Source organism: Nonomuraea terrae (genome assembly GCF_004348995.1).
GTDB classification, from domain to species: domain Bacteria; phylum Actinomycetota; class Actinomycetes; order Streptosporangiales; family Streptosporangiaceae; genus Nonomuraea; species Nonomuraea terrae.
In genome coordinates this window covers 24704-46410 of sequence record NZ_SMKQ01000034.1, presented here as the reverse complement: position 1 = coordinate 46410, position 21707 = coordinate 24704, and the positions used below count along the sequence as shown (strand labels likewise).

Sequence of the window (21707 nt, the reverse complement as noted above, 5' to 3'; positions counted from 1 at the left end):
GGGCGCGGCCTGCCTGGAACCGCACCCGTTGAACGTCAGAGGCTCGCCTGGTCGCGTTCCGCCTGGGCCAGCAGGTCGCGCATCGCCGCCTCCGCCGCGTCCGGATCGCCCTCACGTACGGCGTCCAGCACGGCGCGGTGGGTCGCGGCGAATCCCGGGCGCTCGCCCGTCGAGTGCACCAGCCGGTCGCCCGCGGCCGCACGAACGTGCCGCGCCTGAGCCTGGCCGCCGCGGAGTCGATCATCCTGGCGCTGGTGATCTCCGTGCTGTCGTTCGGGTTCCTGCGGCTCGTGCAGAAGGGACGCCGATGAGAACCGTGCCGAGGCGCTGGCTGGTCACGGTCCTGATGGCCGTGCTGGCCGCGTACTTCCTGATGCCGCTCTACTGGCTGATCGTGGCCTCCACCAAGAGCACCGGCGGTCTGATCAACTCGGCACCGCTGTGGTTCGCCGACCCCCAGCTCGCCACCAACCTCGGCGACCTCATGTCGTTCGGCGGCGGGATCTTCTGGCGGTGGATACTCAACTCCGTCGTCTACGCCGGGGTCGGCGCGATCGGGGCCACGTTCATCTCGGCCTGCGCCGGGTACGCGCTGACGAAGTGCGCGTTCCGGGGGCGGGAGGCGCTGTTCAACGTCGTCCTGGCCGGGGTGCTGCTGCCGATGACGGCGCTCGGCCTGCCGTTGTTCCTGCTGATGTCGGAGCTGGGGCTGGCCAACACCTACTGGGCTGTTCTGCTGCCCAGCCTGGTGAGCCCGTTCGGGGTGTATCTCTCGCGGGTGTACGCCTCCACCGTGCCGGACGACGTGCTGGACGCGGCCCGCTCCGACGGGGCGGGGGAGTGGCGGATCTTCCTGCGGATCATGTCGCCGGCGCTGGTGACGATCTTCCTGTTCCAGTTCGTGGCCATCTGGAACAACTACTTCCTGCCCCTGGTGATGCTCGCCGACAACAGCCTGTATCCGATCACGCTCGGGCTGACGAGCCGGCAGGGCTTCGCCGACCGGCAGCCCATCCTGCAGACGCTCACCGTGGTGGGCTCGACGGTGGCGGTGATCCCGCTGATCGTGCTCTCGGGCGCGCTCCAGCGGTTCTGGCGCGCGGGCCTCACGGACGGGAGCGTGCGCGAGTAGCGGCCGGGGCCCGTGGCCGTCATGGCGTCAGGAGGTCGTGCAGGGCCTGGGCGAACTCCGCTGGGCTGCGCAGGTAGCCGACGTGGTCGCCGGGCAGCTCGACCGCGGTCGTGCCGAGGAGCTCGGCGACGGCGAGGGTGGTGCGGTGCAGGGGGCGGCCTCGGGTGTGGGCGCCGTACGCGAGGACGACCGGCGCGGCCCGCAGCGCCGCCGCGTCGGGGACGAACGCGCTGAACGGGCGCAGCTCGTACAGCACGCTCGTCTCCAGGTTGGCGGCCATGCGGGTGAGCATGGCGCGCACCCACGACGGCAGCCCCGGGTCCGGCTCCGGCGGCGGTGGCACGCCGGTCTCCTCGCCGAGCTTGCGCAGCGCCGGGCCGATGCCCTCGCGCGCGTGGAGGTCGAGAAGCTCCTCCGCCAGGCGCCGCCAGCGGGCGCCGTCGGGCAGCAGGCCGAAGACGGGCGGCTCGTGCGCCACCAGCCGCCGCACCCGTCCGGGGTGGCGGGCCAGCAGGTCGAGGGCGATCATCGCGCCCGAGTGGGTGGCGAACACGTACGCCGGGTCGGGGCCCGTCGCGTCCAGCAGCCGGAGCGCGTCGCCGGCGTGCTCGTCGATCCGCTGCTGCGCGGGCGGGCCCGTCAGAGGGCTGCGGGTGGCGCCGCGGCGGTCGTAGGTGATCACGGTGTAGCGGGCGGACAGTGCCTCGGCCAGCGGCGCCGCCATCGCCGCGTCGGAGCCGCCGCCGATGACCGTGAGCAGCGCCGGGCCCGAGCCGCGTACCTCGAAGTAGAGCCGCGCGCCGGGGACGTCGAGCACTCCAGAGTCCATTGAGCGCTCACTCTAGACGCCGCACGACCGGCCGCCAACCCATGCCATTTCCGTGATTTCGGGAAATTGCCCGTGCCGGGTATTTCCACGAAAGGGCGTTTCCGACTTTTCGGCCGCCGGCCCATGCCGCTGCGTGAGGTGGCCCGCAGGGTCCGGTCAGTACGAGGATTCGTGCCGTTCGCCGGAGACGCTGGCGTGGCGGACTTACGACAAGTCGGGATTTGGCCACACGAATCTCATAGACACCCCAGATGAGGATGACTAGGAATTCGGTAGTTCTGCTTACCGATTTTCTGGAGGTCGTCCATGCTGCGTGGCTCTGGCCGGCTGGGCCGATGGCGGCGGAGGACGGTGATGGCCGTCTCGGGGGCCATGGCGGCCTCGCTGCTCACGGTGCCCGGCGCGTACGCGAGCACCGCACCCCCCGTGACGTTCACGGGCGAAGCGGTCAGCGACGAGATCACGTTGATCACCGGTGACCGGGTACGGGTGCGAGCCTTGGACGGCGAGCACAGCACGGTCTCGGTCACCCCCGCGCCCAGGGCGGACGGCAGCGTGCCGTCGTTCCAGGTGCTGGAGACCGAACGGGGCACGACCGTCATCCCCGACGACGTCGCCGCCCTGGTGCCCGAGCGGCTGGACACGGAGCTGTTCAACGTCTCGGCGCTGGCCGAGCAGGGCGTCGGCGCCGCCATCCCGCTCATCTTCACCTACGCGGGCAATGCCACCAAGGCCGCCGTCCCCGGAGTCGAGCAGGTCCGCACCCTGGAGAGCATCGGCGGCGCCGGCGTGACGCTGGCCGCCTCCGACGCGGCAGGGTTCGGCGCCGAGCTGACCAAGCTGGCCTCCCCGTCGCCGCAGACGCGGGCGTCCGGGCCGCTGGCGGGCGTGTCGAAGATCTGGCTCGACCGCGAGGTGAAGCCGGATCTGACCGAGAGCGTCCCGCAGATCGGCGCGCCCGAGGCATGGGCCGCCGGGTACGACGGCGCCGGCACCACCGTGGCAGTGCTCGACACCGGCGTGGACGCCGCGCACCCGGACCTCGCGGGCAAGATCGCCGACCAGCGTGACTTCACCGGCGAGAACGCCACCGGCGACCCCCACGGTCACGGCACCCACGTGGCGAGCACGATCGCGGGCACCGGCGCGGACGGCGGCAAGGGCGTGGCCCCCGGCGCCACCGTGCTCAACGGCCGCGTCCTGGGCGGCGACGGCCAGGGCCAGCTGTCGTGGGTCATCGACGGCATGGAGTGGGCGGCCGCTGAGAAGCACGCCGACGTCGTCAACATGAGCCTGAGCAGCTCCGAGGCGGGCGGCCCGCTCACCGAGGCCCTCGGCCGGCTGACCGGCCAGTACGGGACGCTGTTCGTGGTGGCCGCCGGCAACGACGGCTGCGACGCGTGCGTGGGCTCCCCCGGCGACGCCCCCGAGGCGCTCACCGTCGGCGCGGTCGACAAGCAGGACCAGCTCGCCGACTTCTCCAGCAGGGGCCCGATCGTCGCCGACCAGAGCGTCAAGCCCGACGTCACCGCCCCCGGCGTGTCCATCACCGCCGCCAAGACGGGCGGCGGCCAGGTGGCGATGTCCGGCACGTCGATGGCCACCCCGCACGTCGCCGGCGCGGCGGCGCTGCTGAGCCAGGCCCGTCCCGGGATCACCGGCGGCGAGCTGAAGTCGCTGCTCATGGCCACCGCCAGGCCCGGCGCGGACATCCCCGTGGACGCGCAGGGCACGGGCCGCATCGACGTGCCGGCCGCGCTCGCGAGCACGGTCGTGGCCTCGGCGGGCTCGCTGCACTTCGGCCGGGTCACCGTCGGGGAGGAGAAGACCCTCGCCATCGGCTACCGCAACCTCGGCCAGGCGCCCGCCGAGCTGCGGCTGTCGAGCGGCGACGGGTTCACCGTCGAGCCGGCCACGCTCACCGTGCCCGCCGGCGGCACCGCCGAGGCGAAGGTCACCGTCAAGGCCGGCGAGGAGGGGACGCTGCGGCAGGAGCTGACGGCGTCGGGCGTGCGCACGCTGCTGACCGCCGCCGTCGAGGACAAGCGCGTCGAGCTGCGCGTCCGCGGCATCGCCCGCGACGGCCGCGATGCCCGCGGCGGCTTCACCGTGCTCAACCTGGACGAGGGCACCCTCGTCGGCCGCCAGCTGCCCGGCGACCCCGCCCAGCCCTGCAGCTACGACAGGTTCGGCTCCGGCACCTGTCTGATGGTCAAGCCGGGCACCTACGCGGTGCTCGGCCACATCTTCACGATGCCGGCCACGCAGGACAGCACAGCCTCAGGAAAGCCGCTGCACGAGAGCCTCGTCGGCGATCCCCAGATGGAGATCACCGGCAACACCGAGGTCGTGCTCGACGCCCGCAAGGCCGTCGAGGTCGAGGTGGAGACGCCCGACCACCCGACGAAGCGGAACACCGGGGCGGCCGCCGCCATCCAGTGGTACCGCGCCGGCGAGCAGGGCATGGCGCTGCGCGGCGGCACCCACATCTCGCCCGGCGGGCAGATCGAGGAGCGGCTGTTCGTCCAGCCGACGGAGAAGGTCACCAAGGGCACGTTCGTGGTCTCCACCCGCTGGCGGCTGACGGCCCCCGAGATCACCCTCACCACGCCGGGCCTGCGCCTGGACCCGCAGTACGTGGACCCGGTCCAGTTCAGCGACTACGCCACCGAGTTCCCGCGCCTGGACGGCACCCGGCCTCTCCTCGCGGTGGACGCCGGCCGGGGCACCCCGGAGGAGATCAAGGCGCGCAACCTGCGCGGCAGGCTGGCCGTCATCCGCCGCACCGACGGCGTGCCCGTCTCCACGCAGTCGAACGCGGCCGCGGCGGCCGGAGCGGCGATGGTGGCCGTCTACAGCGACAAGCCCGGCGCCGACGTCACCACCGGCGGCAACCGGGTCAAGCTCACGGTCCCGACCGTGCGGCTGACGCACGAGGAGGGCCTGAAGCTGGTCGAGCGGCTGCGCCGACTGCCCGTGCCGATCGTGGCCGAGGGCATCGTGGCCAGCCCGTACGTCTACGACCTGTACCTGCGCGAGCAGGGCCGGGTGCGCGACTCCTTGAAGTACGTCGTCCGCAGCAGGCCGCAGGCCCGGATCGAGACCGACTTCCACAGCCAGCTGGCCGACGACGTGATGGTCAACGAGGCCCGTTTCGTCTTCGAGCCCTGGGACGAGCTGTCGATCTCGACGAACCACCCCATGGCCAAGACGCCGCGTACCCGGATCGACTACGTCACCCCCGACCCGGAACTGCGGTGGACGTCGTCGGCCGGAGCACCGGAGCGGCACTACAACACCCTGTGGCCGCACACCCCGACGCCGCTGGTGGAGCTGTCGTCGCCGGAGCTGCGGCCGTACGAGAAGGGGGAGCGGATCAGCCGCACGGCGTTCAAGCAGCCGCTGCTGCCGGGCGTCAACCCGCGTGACCCGCTGCGCCGCGAGGGCGACCTGCTGCTGCTGTCGATGCAGGGCTTCGTGGACGCCGAGGGCAACTACGGCTCCGCGTTCAGCAGTGACTACGACAACGGCATGAAGACCGACTTCCGGCTCTACCAGGGCGACACCCTGCTGTGGCAGACGAACTACCTGCCCGCGGGCGGGGGCGACCTGCGGCCGGAGAAGGACACGTACCGGATCGAGTACGAGCTCGCCAACGAGGCCGTGTGGGCGAAGATGTCCACCCGCACCAAGGGCGTGTGGACGTTCAGCTCGGAGCACGCCGAGGGCACGACGGTGATCCCGCTGCTGCTGGCGGCCTTCGACGCGCCGGTGGACCTGAAGAACCGGGCCGGCTCCCGCAAGCTGGGCCTGTCCCTGCGCCACCAGGAGGGCGCGGAGCAGAGCGCGATCAAGGACGTGTCGCTGGAGGTGTCCTACGACGACGGCGCCACCTGGAAGCCCACCCGGCTGCGTGACAAGGGCGAGCGGTCGTGGGAGACGACGCTCGGCGGCCGGTCGCCGTCGGGGTTCGTCTCGCTGCGGCTGAACGCCTCCGACGTCAACGGCAACACCCTGTCGCAGGAGGTGATCCGCGCCTACGCGCTGCGCTGACGGCACACGAGAACGCGCCGGCCGCGAGGGGTTTCCTCGCGGCCGGCGCGGCGCGTCACGGGGCTCAAGCCCGGCGGGAGCGGGGCTCACGCCCAGCGCGGCTCGTTCACGGGGGCCCCGGTCACAGGGGCCAGGTTCGGAGCGGCAGGGAACGCGGCGCGGGTGAGCAGGGCCTGCGACACGGCCGCCTTCATCAGGGCCGCGCCGCGGACGACCGGCACCAGCGTCAGGGCGAACAGCACCCCCACCAGGGTGTTGAAGCCGACGAACACCAGGTCGCCGTCGCCCAGCCCGAGCAGCGCCGGCAGCCCGCCGTCGCTGCCCGGGATGGCGGCGATGACCCAGCCGTACAGGGGGAAGAGCAGGCCCGCGATCGCGCCCGCCCACCACACGAGGGTGACCACCGCGGCCGCCAGCGCGATCGGGAAGGCGACGATGCCGTGCAGCAGGTCCAGCCACGCCTGCCCGCTGGTCAGCGGGTTCATCACGCGGCGGAACCAGCTCGCGCCGGCGGGGACGGGCCGGTACGGAGGGCGGTCCACGGGGTGGCCGAGCACGCCCGGGAGCGCGACGCGTTCGACGTCGGCGAGGTTCCTGGCCATGGCGGCGGTCCCGGCCAGGATGGGCAGGCCGGCGAAGACGACGGCGGTGCCCACCCCGGCCGAGACGCCGGCGACGACGCCGGCGAAACCGATCACGGCGGCCGGCAGGCCCAGCAGGACGTAGCGGGTGTCGGTGGTGAGGCGGCGCTGGAGGGTTCTCATGGCAAAGACGCTACGGAGCCCGACCGCCCCGATCGATCCTGCGCACGGCCCATCCGACGGTAGGGACAGCCCTACCTGAAGCCGCGCTCCGCCCGGTCGCTGCGGAACGCGTCCAGCCGCGCGAAGTCGAGGTCGTGGGCCGAGACCGGCGCGTCGGGCGGGCCGGTGAAGAAACCGGTGTGCGTCGTCGGGCAGGGGTTGGCCAGCCCGGTGACGCCCGCGCACGGATGCCCGTGGTACGTGGTCTCGTGGTGCCAGTCGCTCACCGCCACGTACGTCATGAACTCGTACGCCCGGGCCACGCTCATGTGCTGCCACAGCTCGCGGGCCGGGGCGGGGCCGTCCCAGCGGGTCAGGGAGAAGGCGGGCACGAGCACCGCGTCGAGGCCGTCGCGCCCGGCCAGGCCGGCCGAGTACCACAGGTCGGCGCAGAGCAGCACGTGCAGGCGGCGGCCGTGCAGCTCGAAGCCGGGGCTGGGCCGGCCCGGCCGCACGCCGGTACGCAGCTCCAGCCCGTACGGGTGCACCTTGTCGTACTCGGCGAGCAGGGCGCCGTCCGCGGCGAACACCGCGCCGCGGTTGACCCTGCCGGCGTCGTGGGAGTCGTCGTAGTGCGAGCCGCCCACCACGGCCATGCCCGAGCCCTTGGCGAGCTCGCGCACCCGGGCCAGGTAGTCGGCCCGGGGCAGCGTCGAGCCCGCCAGCTCGGGCAGCAGCATCACGTCGCCCGAGGCCGACCCGGCGAGCTCCTCGACGGCGTCGAAGTTCGCGTGACCGTCCGGGGACCAATGAGGGGGCTGAACCAGGAGGATCTTCACGATTACTGTGGTACCGCGCGGCCCGGGATGGCGGCCAGCAGTTCCCGGGTGTACGCGTCCCGCGGCTGGTCGAAGATCTCCTCCGCCGTGCCGCTCTCCACGATGCGCCCGTCGCGCATGACGTGCACCGCGTGCGAGATCATCCGCACCACGGCGAGGTCGTGGCTGATGAACAGGTAGCTGAGCCCCAGCTCCCGCTGCAGCTCCGCCAGCAGGTCGAGGATCTGCGCCTGCACCAGCACGTCGAGGGCGGAGACGGCCTCGTCGAGCACCACCAGGTCGGGGGAGAGCGCCAGGGCCCGCGCGATGGCCACCCGCTGGCGCTGGCCGCCGGACAGCTCGTGCGGCAGCCGCTCGCCCAGCGAGGCCGGCAGCGACACCCTCTCCAGCAGCTCGGCCGCCTTCTTCTTCCGCTCGGCGGGCGTGCCGACGCGGTGCACGCGCAGCGGCTCGACGATCGACTTCTCGACCGTGTAGCGGGGGTCGAGCGAGGCGTACGGATTCTGGAAGACCGGCTGCACCCGCCTGCGGAACGCGAACAGCTCGCGCCGGCCCAGCGCCGCCACGTCGGTGCCGTCGAACCGGATGGCGCCCGAGGTGGGCTCGTCCAGGCCGAGCAGCAGGTTGGCGGTGGTCGACTTGCCCGAGCCCGACTCGCCCACGATCGAGACGGTGTGCCCGCGCGGTATGGCGAACGACACCCCGTCCACCGCGGTGAACTCCTCCGCCGTGCCCCTGACGGGGAACACCTTGCGCAGACCGTCCACCACGACCAAATCCGGCGCGTCGCGGGGCGCCTCGGGCACGCGTACGGACGCCAGGCTCGGCACGGCCTGCAGCAGCCGCCGGGTGTAGTCGTGGCCGGGGTCGGCGAGGATGCCCGCCGCGGGCCCCGTCTCCACGATCTCGCCCTGGTACATGACGGCGACCACGTCGGCCCGCTCGGCCGCCAGCGCCAGGTCGTGCGTGATGAGGAAGACGGCCGTGCCCATCTCCGCGGTGAGCTGGTCGAGCTGGTCGAGGATGCGCCGCTGCACGGTCACGTCGAGCGCGGAGGTCGGCTCGTCGGCGATGAGCAGCTTCGGCCGGCAGGCCAGGCCCATGGCGATCAGCGCCCGCTGCCGCATGCCGCCGGAGAACTCGTGCGGGTACTGGGCCACCCGCCGCGCCGGGTCGGGGATGCCCACCATGTCGAGCAGCTCGACCACGCGGGCGCGGGCGGCCTTGCCGTGGGCGACGCCGTGCACCTCCAGCGCCTCGGCGATCTGGTCGCCGATGCGCATGAGCGGGTTGAGGTTCGACATCGGGTCCTGCGGCACCAGGCCGATGCCCGCGCCGCGGATCGCGGTCATCTCGCGCTCGCTCGCCGTGGCCAGGTCGCGGCCGTCGAACAGCACCTGGCCGCCGGTGATGCGGCCGTTGTCGGGCAGCAGCCGGTTGACCGCCGCCGCCGTGGTCGACTTGCCGGAGCCCGACTCGCCCACCACGGCGACGGTCTGGCCCGGCAGGATCTCCATCGAGACGTTCCTGACGACGGTCGCGTCCTGCTTGCGGGTGCGGAAGGCGACCGACAGGTCGCGGATCTCCAGGAGCGGGGTCATGCGGTCCTCGATCGTTGTGCGGTGGCCTGCAGCAGGTCGTGCCAGAGGTCGTCGGTGGGCGTCGGCTGCCCCTCGACGAGGAGGCGGTTGGAGGCCAGGGCGAGGGCGATGTCGCGGCCCGGCACGAAGCCGACCGCGCAGCCCACGTAGCCGGGGTGGCCGAGCACGGTGACGGTCTCGCCGGGCAGCTCAAGGGCGTAGCGGCGGAAGCCGAGCGCCTGCTCCGGGTCGGGGCCGGGAGTGAGGAACTCCCTGACCACCTCCGGCCGCCACAGGTGGTCGTACTCCTCGTACCGGGACATCACCAGGCCGTAGCGCAGCAGGTCGGGCACCGTCGAGAACACGCCCGCGTGCCCGGCGACCCCGCCGAAGGCGTGGTGGGCGTTGCCGTCGGCGACCTCGCCGAGCACCGGCCCGCGCCGCCAGCCCGCGAAGTCCGAGCTGCGGTACGGCACCGGGTACGGCCTGCCGGCGTCGAGCATGGTCATCTCGACCCGGTCGTCCGGCATGCTCATCGCCACCTCCGCGCCCGCGGGCCCCCCGTACGTGGTGGAGGTCAGGCCGAGCGGCCGGGCGACCAGCTCGGCCAGCGCCCGGTCCAGGCGCAGCCCGGTCACCGCGGAGACGATCTGACCGAGCAGGATGAAGCCCAGGTCGGAGTAGTGCCGGGCGCGGCCGGGCCGGTAGCGGGGCGGCGGCAGCGACGGCTGGATGTACAGCGGCCACCACTCCCACAGCCCGCCCCGGTGCAGCAGCAGGTCCCGTACGGTGATCGCCTCGTACGAGCGCGGCAGGTACGCGCTCAGCGGCGCGTCCAGGTCCACCAGCCGCTCCGACACCAGCCGGATGAGCATCGTGGTGGTCGCGACGACCTTCGTCACCGAGGCGAGGTCGTGGTAGGTGTCCACGGTCATCGGCGCGAGCCCGGCGGGCTCGCCGTCCTCCCAGGTGAGCGTGCGGTGGCCGGTGCACTCGGTGAGGTCGAACCACGGCGTGCGCGCCGCCATGACCAGGCCGGGCGGCGCGTTCATCGGCTGAGGACCAGCGATCGGGGCGGCTCGGCGACCGGGGCGGGCAGCGCCAGCGGCCCGGAGCCCGGCGTCAGCGTGCCGAGGATTCGGGGGCCGCGGGCGCCCGTCCCGCCGGGCGCGGTGCCCGGCAGGCCGTGCGCGCTCAGCCAGCCGATGAGGGCGAACGCGATCGCCTCCTTGTCGTCGGCGGGCGCGCCCAAGTCGTCGGACGGCCCCACCTCGACGCCGGGCAGCGCCCCGCGCAGCCCGTCCATGATGACGGGGTTGCGGCAGCCACCGCCCGACACGACCAGCGCGGCCACCCCGGCGGCCCGGACACCGTCCCCGACCGTGCGCACGGTCAGCTCGGTCAGCGTCGCCACCAGGTCGGCGTCGGACGGCCGCACCCCCGCCGTCGCGAGGGCCTGCTCGACGTAGGCGAGGTGGAACAGCTCCTTGCCGGTGCTCTTCGGCGGCGCCAGCCGGTAGTACGGCTCCTCCAGCAGCACCTCCAGCAGCCGCGCGTCCACCCGGCCGGAGGCGGCGATCTTGCCGTCCTCGTCGAAGCCGCGCGGGTGCAGCCCCCGGCTGGTCACCACGGCGTCGATGAGGGCGTTGGCCGGGCCGAGGTCGTAGGCGTACAACTCGCCGTCGCGCACGACGGTCATGTTGGAGATGCCGCCCAGGTTGAGCGCGCCCGCCCCGCCTTCGCGCCCGCCGAGCAGCAGCCCGTCCAGCACCGACACCAGCGGCGCGCCGTGGCCGCCGGCCGTGATGTCCCTGATCCGCACGTCGGACAGCACCGGCGTGCCCGTGCGCTCGGCGATCCAGGCGGGCTGGCCGATCTGCAGGGTGCCGAGCGCGTGCGCGCCCTCCACCCAGTGGTAGACGGTCTGCCCGTGCGAGACCACCAGGTCGACCGGGCCGCCCGCGGTGATCGCGGCGGCGGCCGCCTCGGCGAAGGTCTGGCCGATGAGCGTGTCGAGCTCGCACACCTCGGCCAGCGTCGTCGGCGCGGGCGGCAGCGCGGCGATCAGCCGCGACCGCAGCGCGTCCGGGTACGGCGTGCTCGCCGTGTGGCCGACGCGGCCCTCGAGCGTGCTCCCGACCAGCTCGAAGTCCACCACGGCCACGTCGATCCCGTCGTGCGACGTGCCGGAGATCATTCCCAGAACCTTCATGCCCGCTCCCTGTCCGCTGTCTCGCCGAGTGCCTTCCGCAGCCGCCCGCCGGCCAGGGCCAGGCGCGCCGCCGCCTCCTGCGGCGCCAGGCCGAAGCGCAGCGCCACGACCGCCTGCTTGACGCCGAACCCGTTGGCCTCCAGCGCGGCGAGCGCCTCCTCACGGCCGGCCCCCGTGATTGTCGCGACCATGCGCATGGCCCGCTCGCGCAGCTTGCCGTTGCTGGCCTTCACGTCGACCATGAGGTTCCCGTACGTCTTGCCGAGGCGCACCATCACGATCGTCGAGAACATGTTGAGCACGAGCTTCTGTGCCGTGCCCGCCTTCAGCCGGGTCGAGCCGCTGATCACCTCGGGGCCGACCAGCACCTCGATCGCGTGCTCGGCGGCCGCGCTGAGCGGCGTGCCCGGGTTGCACGACAGCCCCACGGTCAGCGCCCCCCGCTCGCGCGCCCGCCGCACCGCGGCCAGCACGTACGGCGTCCGCCCGCTGGAGGCGATGCCCACCACGGTGTCCAGCGGCCCGATGCCGGCCGCGTCCACGGCGGCGGCCCCGGCCTCCTCGTCGTCCTCGGCGCCCTCGCAGGGCGCCACGATCGCGCTCCGGCCGCCCGCGATGATCGCGAAGACCTGCTCGGGCGGCGTGGAGAAGGTCGGCGGGCACTCGGAGGCGTCCAGCACGCCGAGCCTGCCCGGCGTGCCGGCGCCCACGTAGACCAGCCGGCCGCCGCGCGCCATGCGCTCGGCCGCGGCCTCGATCGCCGCCGTGATCCACGGCAGCGCCCTGGCCACCGCGCCGGGCACCGAGGCGTCGGCCGCGTTCATGGTCTGCGCCAGCTCCGCCACGCTCATGGTGTCGATGCCGGCGAAGCGCGGATCGGCCGCTTCGGTCGTCAGTTCTGAGAGTTTCACCGCTTCCCTCGGTTTCGCGGGTCGAGTGTGTCACGCAGGCCGTCGCCGAGCAGGTTGAGCCCCACCACCAGCAGGACGACGACCGCGCCTGGCGCGATGAGCGTCCAGGGGGCGATGAACACGAGGCTGCGCGCCTCGAAGATCATGGAGCCGAGCGACGGCGCCGGCGGCGGGGTGCCGAGGCCCAGGAAGCTCAGCGACGCCTCGGTCAGCACCGCCCACGACAGGGACAGCGCGACCTGGATGACGATGATCGAGGAGATGTTCGGCAGCACGTGGCGGAACATGATCTGCCAGCGGCTCTGGCCCGTCGAGACGGCCGCCTTGACGTACTCGATCTCCCGCAGCGACAGCACGGGGCCGCGCGTGACGCGGATGAAGATCGGCACGTACACGATGGCGATGGCCACCGCGACGGTGAACCAGTTCCGCGTCAGCACCGACGCCAGCGACAGCGCCAGCAGCAGCGGCGGGAACGCGAACAGCACGTTCGTCACTCCGCCGATCGCGCCGTCGGCCAAGCCCCGGTAGAAGCCGGACACCAGGCCGCCCAGCGTGCCGACCACGGTCGCGAACGCCACCGCGACCACCGCGATGAGCGCCGAGTTGCCGACCCCGGCCGCCACCCGGGAGAAGACGTCCCGGCCGAACTGGTCGGTGCCGAACAGGTGCTCGCCCGACGGCGCGAGGAACCGCGACGGCGGGTTCTGCGCGATCGGGTCGTACGGCAGCAGCCCGGCGTACGACAGCGCCGCCACCACGGCCAGCACCACGAGGATCACGACGCCGGACAGCCCGGCCGGGCTGCGGCGGAGCAGGGCGCTCATGAGGCCCTCACCCGCGGGTCGATGATCCGGTAGAGCACGTCGGTCAGCAGGTTCACGATGACGAACGCCAACGCGATCACCAGCACCGTGCTCTGCACCACGGCGTACTCCTTCTGCTGGATGCCGAGCAGCACCTGACGCCCGATGCCGGGCACGGAGAAGATCTGCTCGACCACCACGGCCCCGCCCAGCAGGTAGCCGAACTGCAGGCCGGTCATCGTGACGATGGGCACGAGCGCGTTGCCGAGCACGTGCCTGACCTGCAGCCGCCGCTCCGGCACGCCCTTGGCGCGGGCGGTGCGGACGAAGTCGTTCGAGCGCACCTCCAGCACCGCGGTGCGGGTCGTGCGCAGGATCGGCGCGGCGATGCCGAAGCCCAGCACCAGCGAGGGCATGAACATCTGCTGCAGGTTGAGCAGCGGGTCCTCGAAGAGGGAGACGAAGCCCTGCCCGTTGGGGTTGAACCCGAACGACGCCGCGAACACCGACAGCAGCGTCGTGGCCAGCAAGAACGCCGGGATCGACAGCCCCGCCAGGCTCACCACCTGACCGGCCGCGTCACGCGCGGAGTTGGTCCTGGAGGCCGCCAGCATGCCCAGCGGCACCCCGATCAGCAGCGCCAGCACGATCGAGAACACCGCCAGCTCGAACGTCACCGGCAGTGACTGCAGCGTCAGGTCCAGCACGCTCTGCTGCGCCCGCGCCGAGTAGCCGAAGTTGCCGGTGAACATGTTGCCCAGCCACGAGAAGAACTGCGTGACGAGCGGCTGGTCCAGCCCGTAGTAACGCTCCAGTGCCTGCTGCTGCGCCGGCGTGAGCGCGGCGGCCTCGGTACCGAGGTTCGCCGTGATCTGGTTGCCCGGGATCGCCCGGAGCATGACGAAGACGAACACGGCCACCCCGAACAGGGTGCCGACCGTCCCCGCCACGCGCCGGACGACGCGGTTGCGCACGAGTGACCGCATGTCAGCCGACGGACGTCGTCCGCAGGTACTGCAGCGAACCGCTGGCCATCGGGACGAAGCCCTGCACGTTCGCCGCCGTCGCGGTGTAGGTGTAGCCGGAGAACAGCCAGATCCAGGCGGCGTTGTCCTCCAGGTGCGCCGCGACCTTGTCGTAGATCGCCTTGCGGGCCGCCTGGTCGGTGGTGGCCCTGCCCTCGGCGAACAGCTCGTCCAGCTCGGGGGAGCTGTAGCCGGCGACCTTATTGAGGTTGCCGTCGCTGGTGAAGTAGCGGGCGTAGGAGCCGTCCGGCTCGGGACGGCCGCCGTTCAGCGCCACGGCCGCGTCGAAGTCGGCCGCCACCCAGCGGTCCACGAACGCGCCCGACTCCAGCACCTCCAGGTCCAGGTTGATCTTGGCCTCGGCGAGCTGCGCCTTGAGGTTCTGGGCCTCGTTGACCGAGGTGGCGTACTCGCCCTGGGAGACGATCGTCTTCACCGTCACGCCGCCGGACTTGCCGGCCTTGGCCAGGTAGTCGGCCGCCTTGGCCAGGTCACGGGTGGGGCAGGGCCGCTTGTTCGGGTCCGACTTGTACGCCGGGGCGGTGATCGGCCCGACCACCTCGCCCTCGCCCAGCGCCGCGGTGTCGAGCACCTGCTTGCGGTCGATCGCGCACTGCATGGCCAGGCGCACGTTGACGTCCTTGAGGTCGCCGCGCCGGGCGTTCAGCTGCAGCACGTGGTAGTTGAGCTGCGGCGTCTTGGCCACGTTCACCGTGCCGCCCTGGGCGGTCTGGGCCACCAGCGGGTCGTTGAAGACGGCGAGCTGGACGTTGCCCGACTGCATGGCCGAGACGATCGACGACTCGTCGGGGATCACCCGGAACTCGACCGTGGCCGCCTTCGCCTTGTCGTTCCAGTACTTGTCGTTCCTGGTCAAGGTGATCGACTGGTTGGCCACCCGCTTGCCCAGCGTGAACGGGCCGGTGCCGTTGGGCTTGGCGTTGAGCTCCTCCTCGGTGTCGTCGGAGGAGAGCATGGCCATGTTGACCGTGGCCAGGTTGGCCGGCAGCGCGGCGTCCGGGCCGGACAGCTCCAGCACCACCGTGTTCGGGTCGGGCGCCTCGACCGACTCGACCGACGACAGCGACGCGGCCGCCACCGCCGCCGTCTTCTCGTCCATGATCTTCTCCAGGGACGCCTTCACGTCCGCGGAGTCGAACGCGCTGCCGTCGGCGAACGTCACGCCCTGGCGCAGCTTGAACGTGAGCTTCTTGCCGTCCTCCGCGGCCTGCCACGACTCGGCCAGGCCGGGCACGACGTTCAGGTCCTTGTCGAACTCGGTGAGCGTGCCGTACAGGTTCTGCAGCACGTTGACGGCGGTGAACTGGGTGGCCTTCCAGGGGAAGAGCGTGTCGGGGTCGGAGGTCACGCCGACGACCAGCGTGCCGCCGCCCTGGGCGGACCCGGCGGTGCTCGGCGCGGACCCCGAGGATGACGAGCAGCTGGTGAGGGCAAGGGACAACGCAGCGGCGATGCCGACCGCGGAGAGGGCGCCACGGGGCATGTAGTCTCCTCAGGGTCAGTAGGTCATAAAATTACGCAGACCTTACCATCTAGGTACTTATTTTCCTCCACGGGGTGACCATGGGCGAGGACGCCGAGACCCTCCTGATCCGCATCCGAGCCGCCATGCCGGCTCTGCGGCCGTCGGAGCGGCGCATCGCCCACGAGTTCGTCACCGACCCCGCCGCCGCGGCCAACCTGTCCATCGCCGCGCTGGCCGCCCGCTGTGAGACCTCGACCACCTCCGTGGTGCGCTTCTACCAGCGCATGGGCTACGCCCACTACAAGGACTTCAGGATCGATCTGACCAGGGCCGTCGCCCGGGAGGAGCTGGCCACCTCCAGCCTGCCGGAGGTGTCGGGCGACATCGACCGGCACGACAGCCTGGAGGGCATCGTCTCCAAGGTCGCGATGAACGAGACCATGTCCATCGCCGACACGGCCCGCTCCCTCGACATGGACGCGCTCGCCGAGGCCGTGCGGCTGCTGCTGGCCGCCCGCAGGATCGACAGCTTCGGCGTGGGCGCGAGCGCGCTCGTCAGCCTCGACCTGCAGCAGAAGCTCTCCCGCATCGGCCGTACGGCGATCAACTGGCACGACGCGCACTCGGCCTGGACCTCGGCGGCAACGCTCGCCCCCGGCTGCGTGGCCGTCGCCGTCTCCCACACAGGGGCCACCGTGGACACCGTCGAGTTCCTGTCGATCGCCGGGAAGTCGGGCGCGGCCACCGTGGCCATCACCAACTTCGGCGACTCGCCGCTGGCCGCCGCGGCCGACGTGACGCTCACCACCGCCGCGCGGGAGACCAAGTTCCGCTCCGGCGCCCTCGGCAGCCGCATCGCCCAGCTCATGGTCGTGGACTGCGTGTTCACCGGCGTCGCCCAGGCCTCCTACGACGTTTCCATGGAGGCGCTGCGCAACACGTACGAGGTCGTGCACGACCGGGTGGTCCGCAAGCGGTCCTAGGTGTGCACACCGCTCGCCCCTTCTTCACAGCGGCCATTCACCTGGGGTTCACTGGCCACCCCTACCTTGGACCCCCATGAACTGGAGGTACCGGGCCAACGCCACCCTTGAAGGGCTGACGGGATACACGCTGACACGACGGGTACAGACGCAGGCGCCCGAAGCGGTGCCGCCGCCGAAGACACCGCTGGAGTGGCAGCGGCTTCCCGGCGACAAGGTGCGCCCGCCCGTCGACCCCGTGCATGACCGGCTGCTGCGGGAGCCGGTCTTCATCCTGTCGTCCGTGCGGTCCGGCTCCACGCTGCTGCGCGTCATGATGGACAGCCACTCCAAGGTGCACTCGCCCATCGAGACGCACTTCCGCCGGATGACCGTGGGCCTCGGCACCGACCCCGTGCGGCAGGCCATGGAGCTGCTCGGCCACACCCACAGCGACATCGAGCACATCGTCTGGGACCGCATGCTGCACCGCGAGCTGGCCCGCAGCGGCAAGCCGGTCCTGGCCGAGAAGACGCCCAGCAACGTGTTCGCCTGGCGGCGCATCGCGACCTGCTGGCCGGACGCCCGATTCGTCTTCCTGCTGCGTCACCCCATGTCGATCGTGCAGTCCTGGCACGAGGCCGACCCGGCCAAACGGCCGATGAAGAACGCCGTGCCGCGCACGCTGACGTACATGACGCACCTGGAGGAGGCCCGCACCCACCTGGAGGGCCTGACCGTGCGTTACGAGGAGCTGACCGCCGACCCCGAGGGTCAGCTGCGCCGGCTCTGCCTGTTCCTGGGCCTCGAGTTCGAGACGTCCATGCTCGACTACGGCAAGCAGGACCACGGCGCCTTCGTCAAGGGCATCGGCGACTGGCGCGACAAGATCCGCGCGGGCACGGTCGTGCAGGGCCGTCCCCTGCCCACGCCCGACGAGATCCCCGCCGATCTCCACGACATCTGCCGGACATGGAACTACCTGTCGTGAGGCGAAACTCACAGCCCAAGTGGCCAGGCTGTGACAGACTTCGCTCGCAATTCGTCCGCCATTTGCCTGGGGCTCCGATATGTTGCCCTTCGTGATCAACGGGCCTTCTCGCCGAGCTTTACTCGCCGGCACTCTCGCCGGCCTCGCCCTGCCCGCGGCGGTGCCCGCGGGCGCCGAGGCCTCCGCACGCGGCGGCCTTCCCGTGCGGCCGAACATCCTGCTGATCCTCGCCGACGACCTCGGCTGGGGAGAGATCGGCAGTCAGGGGCAGCGCAAGATCCGCACGCCCCACCTGGACCGGCTGGCGGCCGAGGGCGTGCGGTTCGAGACCGCGTACTCGGGGGCGCCGCTGTGCGCCCCCTCCCGCTGCTCGCTGCTGACCGGCCTGCACGCCGGCCACGGCACCGTACGCGAGAACCCCGAGGGCGGGGAGCAGCACGCGCTCACCGGCGCCGACCTGACCTTCGCGGAGCTCCTGCAGCTGTCCGGCTACCGCACGGCCCTGTTCGGCAAGTGGGGCTTCGGCCCCGAGGAGCCCGGCCAGGAGTCCCACCCCAACGTGCGCGGCTTCGGTGAGTTCTTCGGCTACATCACCCACAAGCACGCCCACCAGTACTACCCCGAGTACCTGTGGCACAACGGCGACAAGGTGTACCTCGGCGGCACGTCGTACGCGCCCGACCTCTTCCGCGAGCGGGCGATCGACTTCATCAAGAAGAGCGGGGACGACCCGTTCCTGCTCTACTACGCCAGCAACCTGCCGCACTCGCCGAGCGTCGTCCCCGGCGACGCGGGCCCGTACCAGGACAAGCCCTGGACGACGCAGAACCGCAAGCACGCCGAGCAGGTGGCCCGACTCGACCGCGACGTCGCCGCGCTCATCGAGACTCTGCGCGAGACCGGGCAGGCCAAGCGCACGCTGGTGCTGTTCACCAGCGACAACGGCCCGCACCGGGAGAAGGGCGTGACGCCCTGGCTGTTCAACTCCAACGGCCCCTTCCGCGGCGACAAGCGCGACCTGTACGAGGGCGGCATCCGCGTCCCGCTGATCGCCTGGTCGCCCGCGCTGCGGCACCGCGTGGAGTCGCAGCCCGTGGCGTTCTGGGACGTGCTGCCGACGATGGCGGACTTCGCCGGGGTGCCGCTGCCCGCCCACCTGGACGGCCGCTCGTTCCGCGGCCTGCTGACCGGCCGCGAGGTCCGCGAGCACAAGCACCTGGTGTGGAACCGGCCGCACAAGGCCCAGGCCATCCGCCGCGGCCGGTGGAAGGTGGTCAGGTTCGCCCCGCACATCTCCGGCGCCGGGCCGGAGGGCCGCGTCGAGCTGTACGATCTGCGGACCGACCGGAGCGAACGCCACGACCTCGCCGCCGCCAAGCCCGACCTGGCCCTGGAGCTGAGCGAAGAGCTCGACAGCGCGATCGGCCCCGACCCGCGCATCCCGTACGGGCTGCGGACGGAGGTCACCGCCGACCAGGTCGTCGTGACGCTGCACAACGGCTCGTCCGTGCCGTGGCGCAACGTCCGGCTGGGCCTCGACGGGCGGCGCAAGAGACGCGCGCACACCGTGCCCGTGGTCGACCCGGGGACGGCGATCTCGGTCGGCTTCCCGGTGCAGTCCGGGAAGATCACGGCCCGCGCGGAGTTCGACGCGAAGGGCCGCTCGCACGTCTTCCGCCGGCGGCATCTGGGTCAGACCGGCCCAGGCACGCTCGAGCTGACCTCCACCGGCTGAGTGACCGGCCGGGGCGCCCCGCGCCCCGGCCGTGACGTCGTCCCACGTCAGAGGCTCTGGGAGGGAACCGTCACCAAGACGGCACCCCACTCTGGTCACGAAGAGTGATGACATCACTACGGAACGTCGGCACCCTGGTAGTCCGGAGCTTCCTACCAGGAGACGAACGCATGAATCTGGTCACCCGCGCGGAGTGGCGCGCGAAGAAGCCGACCAGCGCCTACACCCGCCTGTCGAGCACCCGCGGCGTCAAGATCCACTACACCGGTGGCAAGGTGCCCGCCGACCTCGCCGAGCCCGGCAACCACGACCGCTGCGCCGACCTGGTGCGCGACATCCAGCGCATGCACATGTCCGGCGGCCGCGGTGAGCGCTACATCGACCTGGGCTACACCATGGTGTGCTGCCCCCACCGGGCCACGTTCATGGGCCGCGGCCCCCACACCCTGCCGGCGGCCAACGGCGCCGGCCTCAACTCCGGCCACTACGCGGTGCTCGCCCTCGTCGGCGGCTCCGGGTTCACCCGGCCCAACGACGACCTGCTGCACGCCCTGGTCGACGCCATCGAATACCTGCGCGAGCACGGCGACGCCGGCCGCGAGGTCAAGGGCCATCGCGACGGCTACCCGACGAGCTGCCCGGGCGACCCGCTCTACCGCTGGGTGCGCGCGGGGGCCGAGCGGCCCCCACCGCTCATGTGAGACGGCCCACGTGGGCCAGCGCCTGCTTGAGCAGCACGCCCTGCCCGCTGGTCATCTCCTGCTGCACCGCCGGCGAGGCCGCCTCCTCCGGGGTGAACCACACCAGGTCGAGGGCGTCCTGCCGGGGACGGCAGTCACCGGCGACGGGCACGATGTAGGCCAGCGACACCGCGTGCTGACGCGGATCGTGATACGGCGTCACGCCCGGCGTGGGAAAGTACTCGGCGACCGTGAACGGCTGCGGCGACGGCGGGATGTGGGGGAGCGCCACCGGGCCGAGGTCCTTCTCCAGATGCCGCATGAGAGCGTCGCGGATGCGCTCGTGGTGCAGCACCCGCCCCGAAACCAGCGCCCGGCTGACGCCCCCGTCGGAGTCCATCCGCAACAACAGGCCGACCCGGGTGACCACCCCGGCGTCGTCGACCCGCACCGGCACGGCGTCGATGTAGAGAATCGGCATCCGGCCGCGTACCGACTCGAGTTCTTCGGGGGAGAGCCAAGCGGGCGTGGTTTCGGTCTTTTCGGTCATCTGCTGATGGTACGACCCGAGGGCTCAGCGGCGTACCGGAGACCTGACAAGTGACGGCCGGCTGACGAGCGAGGACCGGCCGGCCAGCCAGGAGGCCGTGCAGATGACGGCCACGATGCCGAGGAACGGCAGATATTCGACGACTTTCCCGACGTTTCGCTTCATGCGAGCTCACGCTCCGCTCTCGCCTTGGCCAGCCGCCTGCGCTGCGGCTGGACGGTGTACTTGGGATCGTCGGCCGACTCCATCCCCGCGTGGAAGATCCCGAAGCGGGTGCAGGCGGAGCCGGCCAGCAGGGCGGCCCCCGCCGCCATCGCCGCGACCCGGCTGCGCCGGCCGATGGTCACCCCGGCCAGCGCGCCGGCCAGGGACAGTGCCTCACCCAGGCGCAGCAGCCTGCTGCGCCGCAGCGGCTCGCCCACCGGGCCGAGCCGCCGCTCCATCCGGGTGGCCGCCACGCACTCCACGGCCGTGCCCAGCAGCGCCGCCCGCCTGGCCGGCGCTGCCTCGGCGAGCGGCGCGGCCAGCATGCCGAGCCCGCCCGCCGATGCCGCCGCCGACCCGGCGAACAGGAACGGCATCTCCCGGTAGGCCTCGTGCCAGACGGGCACCGCCGTGTCGGTGATCAGCGCCGCCGTGTACGTGGCCAGCGCCGTCCCGGCGAGCCCGGCCCCCACGGTGGCGGCCCGGCCGAGGCCGGGGAACAGCCCCGACACGTCGGTGGCCGCGGCGGCGCCCGCCTGGGGCCCGTAGGCGGTGAGGATCCAGGTGCCGACGCTCATCGGCGAGGTCACCTTGAACACCCGCAACATGTTGAGGAAACGCTCCGGCCGCCCCAGGTCGTGGATCAGGCAGTAGAGCGAGCCGCCCAACGCGCCCAGCGCCCCCACCTTGCTCGCCCGAGCCAGGTTGGGCCTGCCGGTGAGCTCCGCGGCGGCGGCCAGCGTGGACGACGCGCCCGCCAGACCCCCCAGGAAGAGGTAGGCGGCGATGTCGTGATCCTTCCACGTCGGCTCGTTCAGCACCGGCCGCCCGTAGTAGGAGTCGGTCTGCGCGCGCTGCGTCACGAGCCGCTCGCGCCTGCGTCCCGCCGAGCCGGGCGTCGCCTCCCGGTCGGCGCGCGTCTCGGCCGAGCCGTCCATCCGCACGTCGGTCTGGCTCATCCGCTTCCCC

At 72.2% G+C, this 21707-nt stretch carries 21 protein-coding genes; 7 read left to right on the top strand and 14 right to left on the bottom strand.

Features of this window, described 5'->3' with window-relative positions; all coding sequences use genetic code 11:
• Nucleotides 1-35: 35 nt before the first annotated feature.
• Complete coding sequence (locus E1286_RS50200; protein WP_246074858.1) at nucleotides 36-179, bottom strand: FCD domain-containing protein; 144 nt, start codon at nucleotides 177-179, stop codon at nucleotides 36-38.
• Here E1286_RS50200 and E1286_RS50195 point away from each other — a divergent pair.
• Together E1286_RS50195 and E1286_RS14600 are read left to right on the top strand one after the other, a co-directional pair.
• Nucleotides 174-311 (top strand): hypothetical protein, encoded by a 138-nt coding sequence (locus E1286_RS50195; RefSeq protein WP_165969731.1) that lies wholly within the window; start codon nucleotides 174-176, stop codon nucleotides 309-311. The two genes, E1286_RS50200 and E1286_RS50195, sit on opposite strands and share 6 nt — an antisense overlap.
• Nucleotides 308-1132: a carbohydrate ABC transporter permease gene (locus tag E1286_RS14600; RefSeq protein WP_132612682.1), complete on the top strand. Its 825-nt coding sequence runs from the start codon at nucleotides 308-310 to the stop codon at nucleotides 1130-1132. Before E1286_RS50195 ends, E1286_RS14600 begins: the two co-directional genes overlap by 4 nt.
• 19 nt (nucleotides 1133-1151) lie before the next feature.
• Here the strand turns inward: E1286_RS14600 and E1286_RS14595 are convergent, their stop codons facing one another.
• Nucleotides 1152-1961, bottom strand: a complete 810-nt coding sequence (locus E1286_RS14595; RefSeq protein ID WP_132612680.1) for an alpha/beta fold hydrolase — start codon at nucleotides 1959-1961, stop codon at nucleotides 1152-1154.
• A gap of 306 nt (nucleotides 1962-2267) precedes the next feature.
• On the opposite strand from E1286_RS14595, the gene E1286_RS14590 reads away from it, so the two are divergent.
• Nucleotides 2268-6014 carry a S8 family peptidase gene (locus E1286_RS14590; RefSeq protein ID WP_132612678.1) on the top strand — a complete coding sequence of 1249 codons (3747 nt, stop codon included), beginning with the start codon at nucleotides 2268-2270 and terminating at the stop codon, nucleotides 6012-6014.
• Nucleotides 6015-6100: 86 nt separating this feature from the next.
• Here the strand turns inward: E1286_RS14590 and E1286_RS14585 are convergent, their stop codons facing one another.
• The 9 genes from E1286_RS14585 to E1286_RS14545 form a co-directional block, all read right to left on the bottom strand.
• Entirely contained in the window at nucleotides 6101-6778 is a 678-nt protein-coding gene (locus tag E1286_RS14585; protein ID WP_246074857.1) for a sensor domain-containing protein, read from the bottom strand.
• A gap of 71 nt (nucleotides 6779-6849) precedes the next feature.
• Nucleotides 6850-7596: a carbon-nitrogen hydrolase family protein gene (locus E1286_RS14580; RefSeq protein ID WP_165969734.1), complete on the bottom strand. Its 747-nt coding sequence runs from the start codon at nucleotides 7594-7596 to the stop codon at nucleotides 6850-6852.
• Between the two features lie 2 nt (nucleotides 7597-7598).
• The gene (locus tag E1286_RS14575) at nucleotides 7599-9197 is read right to left on the bottom strand and encodes an ABC transporter ATP-binding protein (RefSeq protein WP_132612676.1); all 1599 of its coding nucleotides are present in this window, start codon (nucleotides 9195-9197) and stop codon (nucleotides 7599-7601) included.
• Nucleotides 9194-10228 (bottom strand): serine hydrolase domain-containing protein, encoded by a 1035-nt coding sequence (locus E1286_RS14570; RefSeq protein WP_132612673.1) that lies wholly within the window; start codon nucleotides 10226-10228, stop codon nucleotides 9194-9196. Before E1286_RS14570 ends, E1286_RS14575 begins: the two co-directional genes overlap by 4 nt.
• Entirely contained in the window at nucleotides 10225-11388 is a 1164-nt protein-coding gene (locus E1286_RS14565) for an anhydro-N-acetylmuramic acid kinase (RefSeq protein WP_132612671.1), read from the bottom strand. Before E1286_RS14565 ends, E1286_RS14570 begins: the two co-directional genes overlap by 4 nt.
• Nucleotides 11385-12299, bottom strand: coding sequence for an N-acetylmuramic acid 6-phosphate etherase (gene murQ, locus E1286_RS14560; protein WP_132612669.1), 915 nt, complete (start codon nucleotides 12297-12299; stop codon nucleotides 11385-11387). Before murQ ends, E1286_RS14565 begins: the two co-directional genes overlap by 4 nt.
• Nucleotides 12296-13126 (bottom strand): ABC transporter permease, encoded by an 831-nt coding sequence (locus E1286_RS14555; protein WP_132612667.1) that lies wholly within the window; start codon nucleotides 13124-13126, stop codon nucleotides 12296-12298. The genes murQ and E1286_RS14555 overlap by 4 nt, the downstream gene beginning before the upstream one ends.
• Complete coding sequence (locus E1286_RS14550) at nucleotides 13123-14091, bottom strand: ABC transporter permease (RefSeq protein WP_132612665.1); 969 nt, start codon at nucleotides 14089-14091, stop codon at nucleotides 13123-13125. The genes E1286_RS14555 and E1286_RS14550 overlap by 4 nt, the downstream gene beginning before the upstream one ends.
• A gap of 1 nt (nucleotide 14092) precedes the next feature.
• On the bottom strand, nucleotides 14093-15634 hold the full coding sequence (locus E1286_RS14545) for an ABC transporter substrate-binding protein (protein ID WP_132612663.1): 1542 nt from the start codon (nucleotides 15632-15634) through the stop codon (nucleotides 14093-14095).
• Nucleotides 15635-15714: 80 nt separating this feature from the next.
• Between E1286_RS14545 and E1286_RS14540 the strand changes: the two genes are divergently transcribed.
• The 4 genes from E1286_RS14540 (at nucleotide 15715) to E1286_RS14525 (ending at nucleotide 20005) form a co-directional block, all read left to right on the top strand.
• A complete protein-coding gene (locus E1286_RS14540; protein WP_132612702.1) occupies nucleotides 15715-16599 on the top strand; it encodes a MurR/RpiR family transcriptional regulator in 885 nt (294 codons plus the stop codon).
• Between the two features lie 76 nt (nucleotides 16600-16675).
• A complete protein-coding gene (locus tag E1286_RS14535) occupies nucleotides 16676-17569 on the top strand; it encodes a sulfotransferase family protein (protein ID WP_132612661.1) in 894 nt (297 codons plus the stop codon).
• Between the two features lie 91 nt (nucleotides 17570-17660).
• On the top strand, nucleotides 17661-19304 hold the full coding sequence (locus E1286_RS14530; protein WP_165969733.1) for an arylsulfatase: 1644 nt from the start codon (nucleotides 17661-17663) through the stop codon (nucleotides 19302-19304).
• Nucleotides 19305-19474: 170 nt separating this feature from the next.
• Entirely contained in the window at nucleotides 19475-20005 is a 531-nt protein-coding gene (locus E1286_RS14525) for a peptidoglycan recognition protein family protein (RefSeq protein ID WP_132612657.1), read from the top strand.
• Here the strand turns inward: E1286_RS14525 and E1286_RS14520 are convergent.
• The 3 genes from E1286_RS14520 to nrfD are packed head-to-tail and all read right to left on the bottom strand — an operon-like array spanning nucleotide 19998 to nucleotide 21697.
• Entirely contained in the window at nucleotides 19998-20534 is a 537-nt protein-coding gene (locus E1286_RS14520; protein WP_132612655.1) for an NUDIX hydrolase family protein, read from the bottom strand. The genes E1286_RS14525 and E1286_RS14520 overlap by 8 nt on opposite strands.
• Nucleotides 20535-20558: 24 nt before the next feature.
• Nucleotides 20559-20699 carry a hypothetical protein gene (locus E1286_RS47815; protein WP_165969732.1) on the bottom strand — a complete coding sequence of 47 codons (141 nt, stop codon included), beginning with the start codon at nucleotides 20697-20699 and terminating at the stop codon, nucleotides 20559-20561.
• Complete coding sequence (nrfD, locus tag E1286_RS14515) at nucleotides 20696-21697, bottom strand: NrfD/PsrC family molybdoenzyme membrane anchor subunit (RefSeq protein ID WP_132612653.1); 1002 nt, start codon at nucleotides 21695-21697, stop codon at nucleotides 20696-20698. The genes E1286_RS47815 and nrfD overlap by 4 nt, the downstream gene beginning before the upstream one ends.
• Nucleotides 21698-21707 lie beyond the last annotated feature (10 nt).

Coding starts and splice junctions, on each gene's coding strand:
- E1286_RS14600 (WP_132612682.1), top strand. CDS start 308: ATGAGAACCGTGCCGAGGCGCTGGCTGGTCACGGTCCTGATGGCCGTG.
- E1286_RS14595 (WP_132612680.1), bottom strand. CDS start 1,961: ATGGACTCTGGAGTGCTCGACGTCCCCGGCGCGCGGCTCTACTTCGAG.
- E1286_RS14590 (WP_132612678.1), top strand. CDS start 2,268: ATGCTGCGTGGCTCTGGCCGGCTGGGCCGATGGCGGCGGAGGACGGTG.
- E1286_RS14585 (WP_246074857.1), bottom strand. CDS start 6,778: ATGAGAACCCTCCAGCGCCGCCTCACCACCGACACCCGCTACGTCCTG.
- E1286_RS14575 (WP_132612676.1), bottom strand. CDS start 9,197: ATGACCCCGCTCCTGGAGATCCGCGACCTGTCGGTCGCCTTCCGCACC.
- E1286_RS14570 (WP_132612673.1), bottom strand. CDS start 10,228: ATGAACGCGCCGCCCGGCCTGGTCATGGCGGCGCGCACGCCGTGGTTC.
- E1286_RS14565 (WP_132612671.1), bottom strand. CDS start 11,388: ATGAAGGTTCTGGGAATGATCTCCGGCACGTCGCACGACGGGATCGAC.
- E1286_RS14555 (WP_132612667.1), bottom strand. CDS start 13,126: ATGAGCGCCCTGCTCCGCCGCAGCCCGGCCGGGCTGTCCGGCGTCGTG.
- E1286_RS14550 (WP_132612665.1), bottom strand. CDS start 14,091: ATGCGGTCACTCGTGCGCAACCGCGTCGTCCGGCGCGTGGCGGGGACG.
- E1286_RS14545 (WP_132612663.1), bottom strand. CDS start 15,634: ATGCCCCGTGGCGCCCTCTCCGCGGTCGGCATCGCCGCTGCGTTGTCC.
- E1286_RS14540 (WP_132612702.1), top strand. CDS start 15,715: ATGGGCGAGGACGCCGAGACCCTCCTGATCCGCATCCGAGCCGCCATG.
- E1286_RS14535 (WP_132612661.1), top strand. CDS start 16,676: ATGAACTGGAGGTACCGGGCCAACGCCACCCTTGAAGGGCTGACGGGA.
- E1286_RS14525 (WP_132612657.1), top strand. CDS start 19,475: ATGAATCTGGTCACCCGCGCGGAGTGGCGCGCGAAGAAGCCGACCAGC.
- E1286_RS14520 (WP_132612655.1), bottom strand. CDS start 20,534: ATGACCGAAAAGACCGAAACCACGCCCGCTTGGCTCTCCCCCGAAGAA.
- E1286_RS47815 (WP_165969732.1), bottom strand. CDS start 20,699: ATGAAGCGAAACGTCGGGAAAGTCGTCGAATATCTGCCGTTCCTCGGC.
- nrfD (WP_132612653.1), bottom strand. CDS start 21,697: ATGAGCCAGACCGACGTGCGGATGGACGGCTCGGCCGAGACGCGCGCC.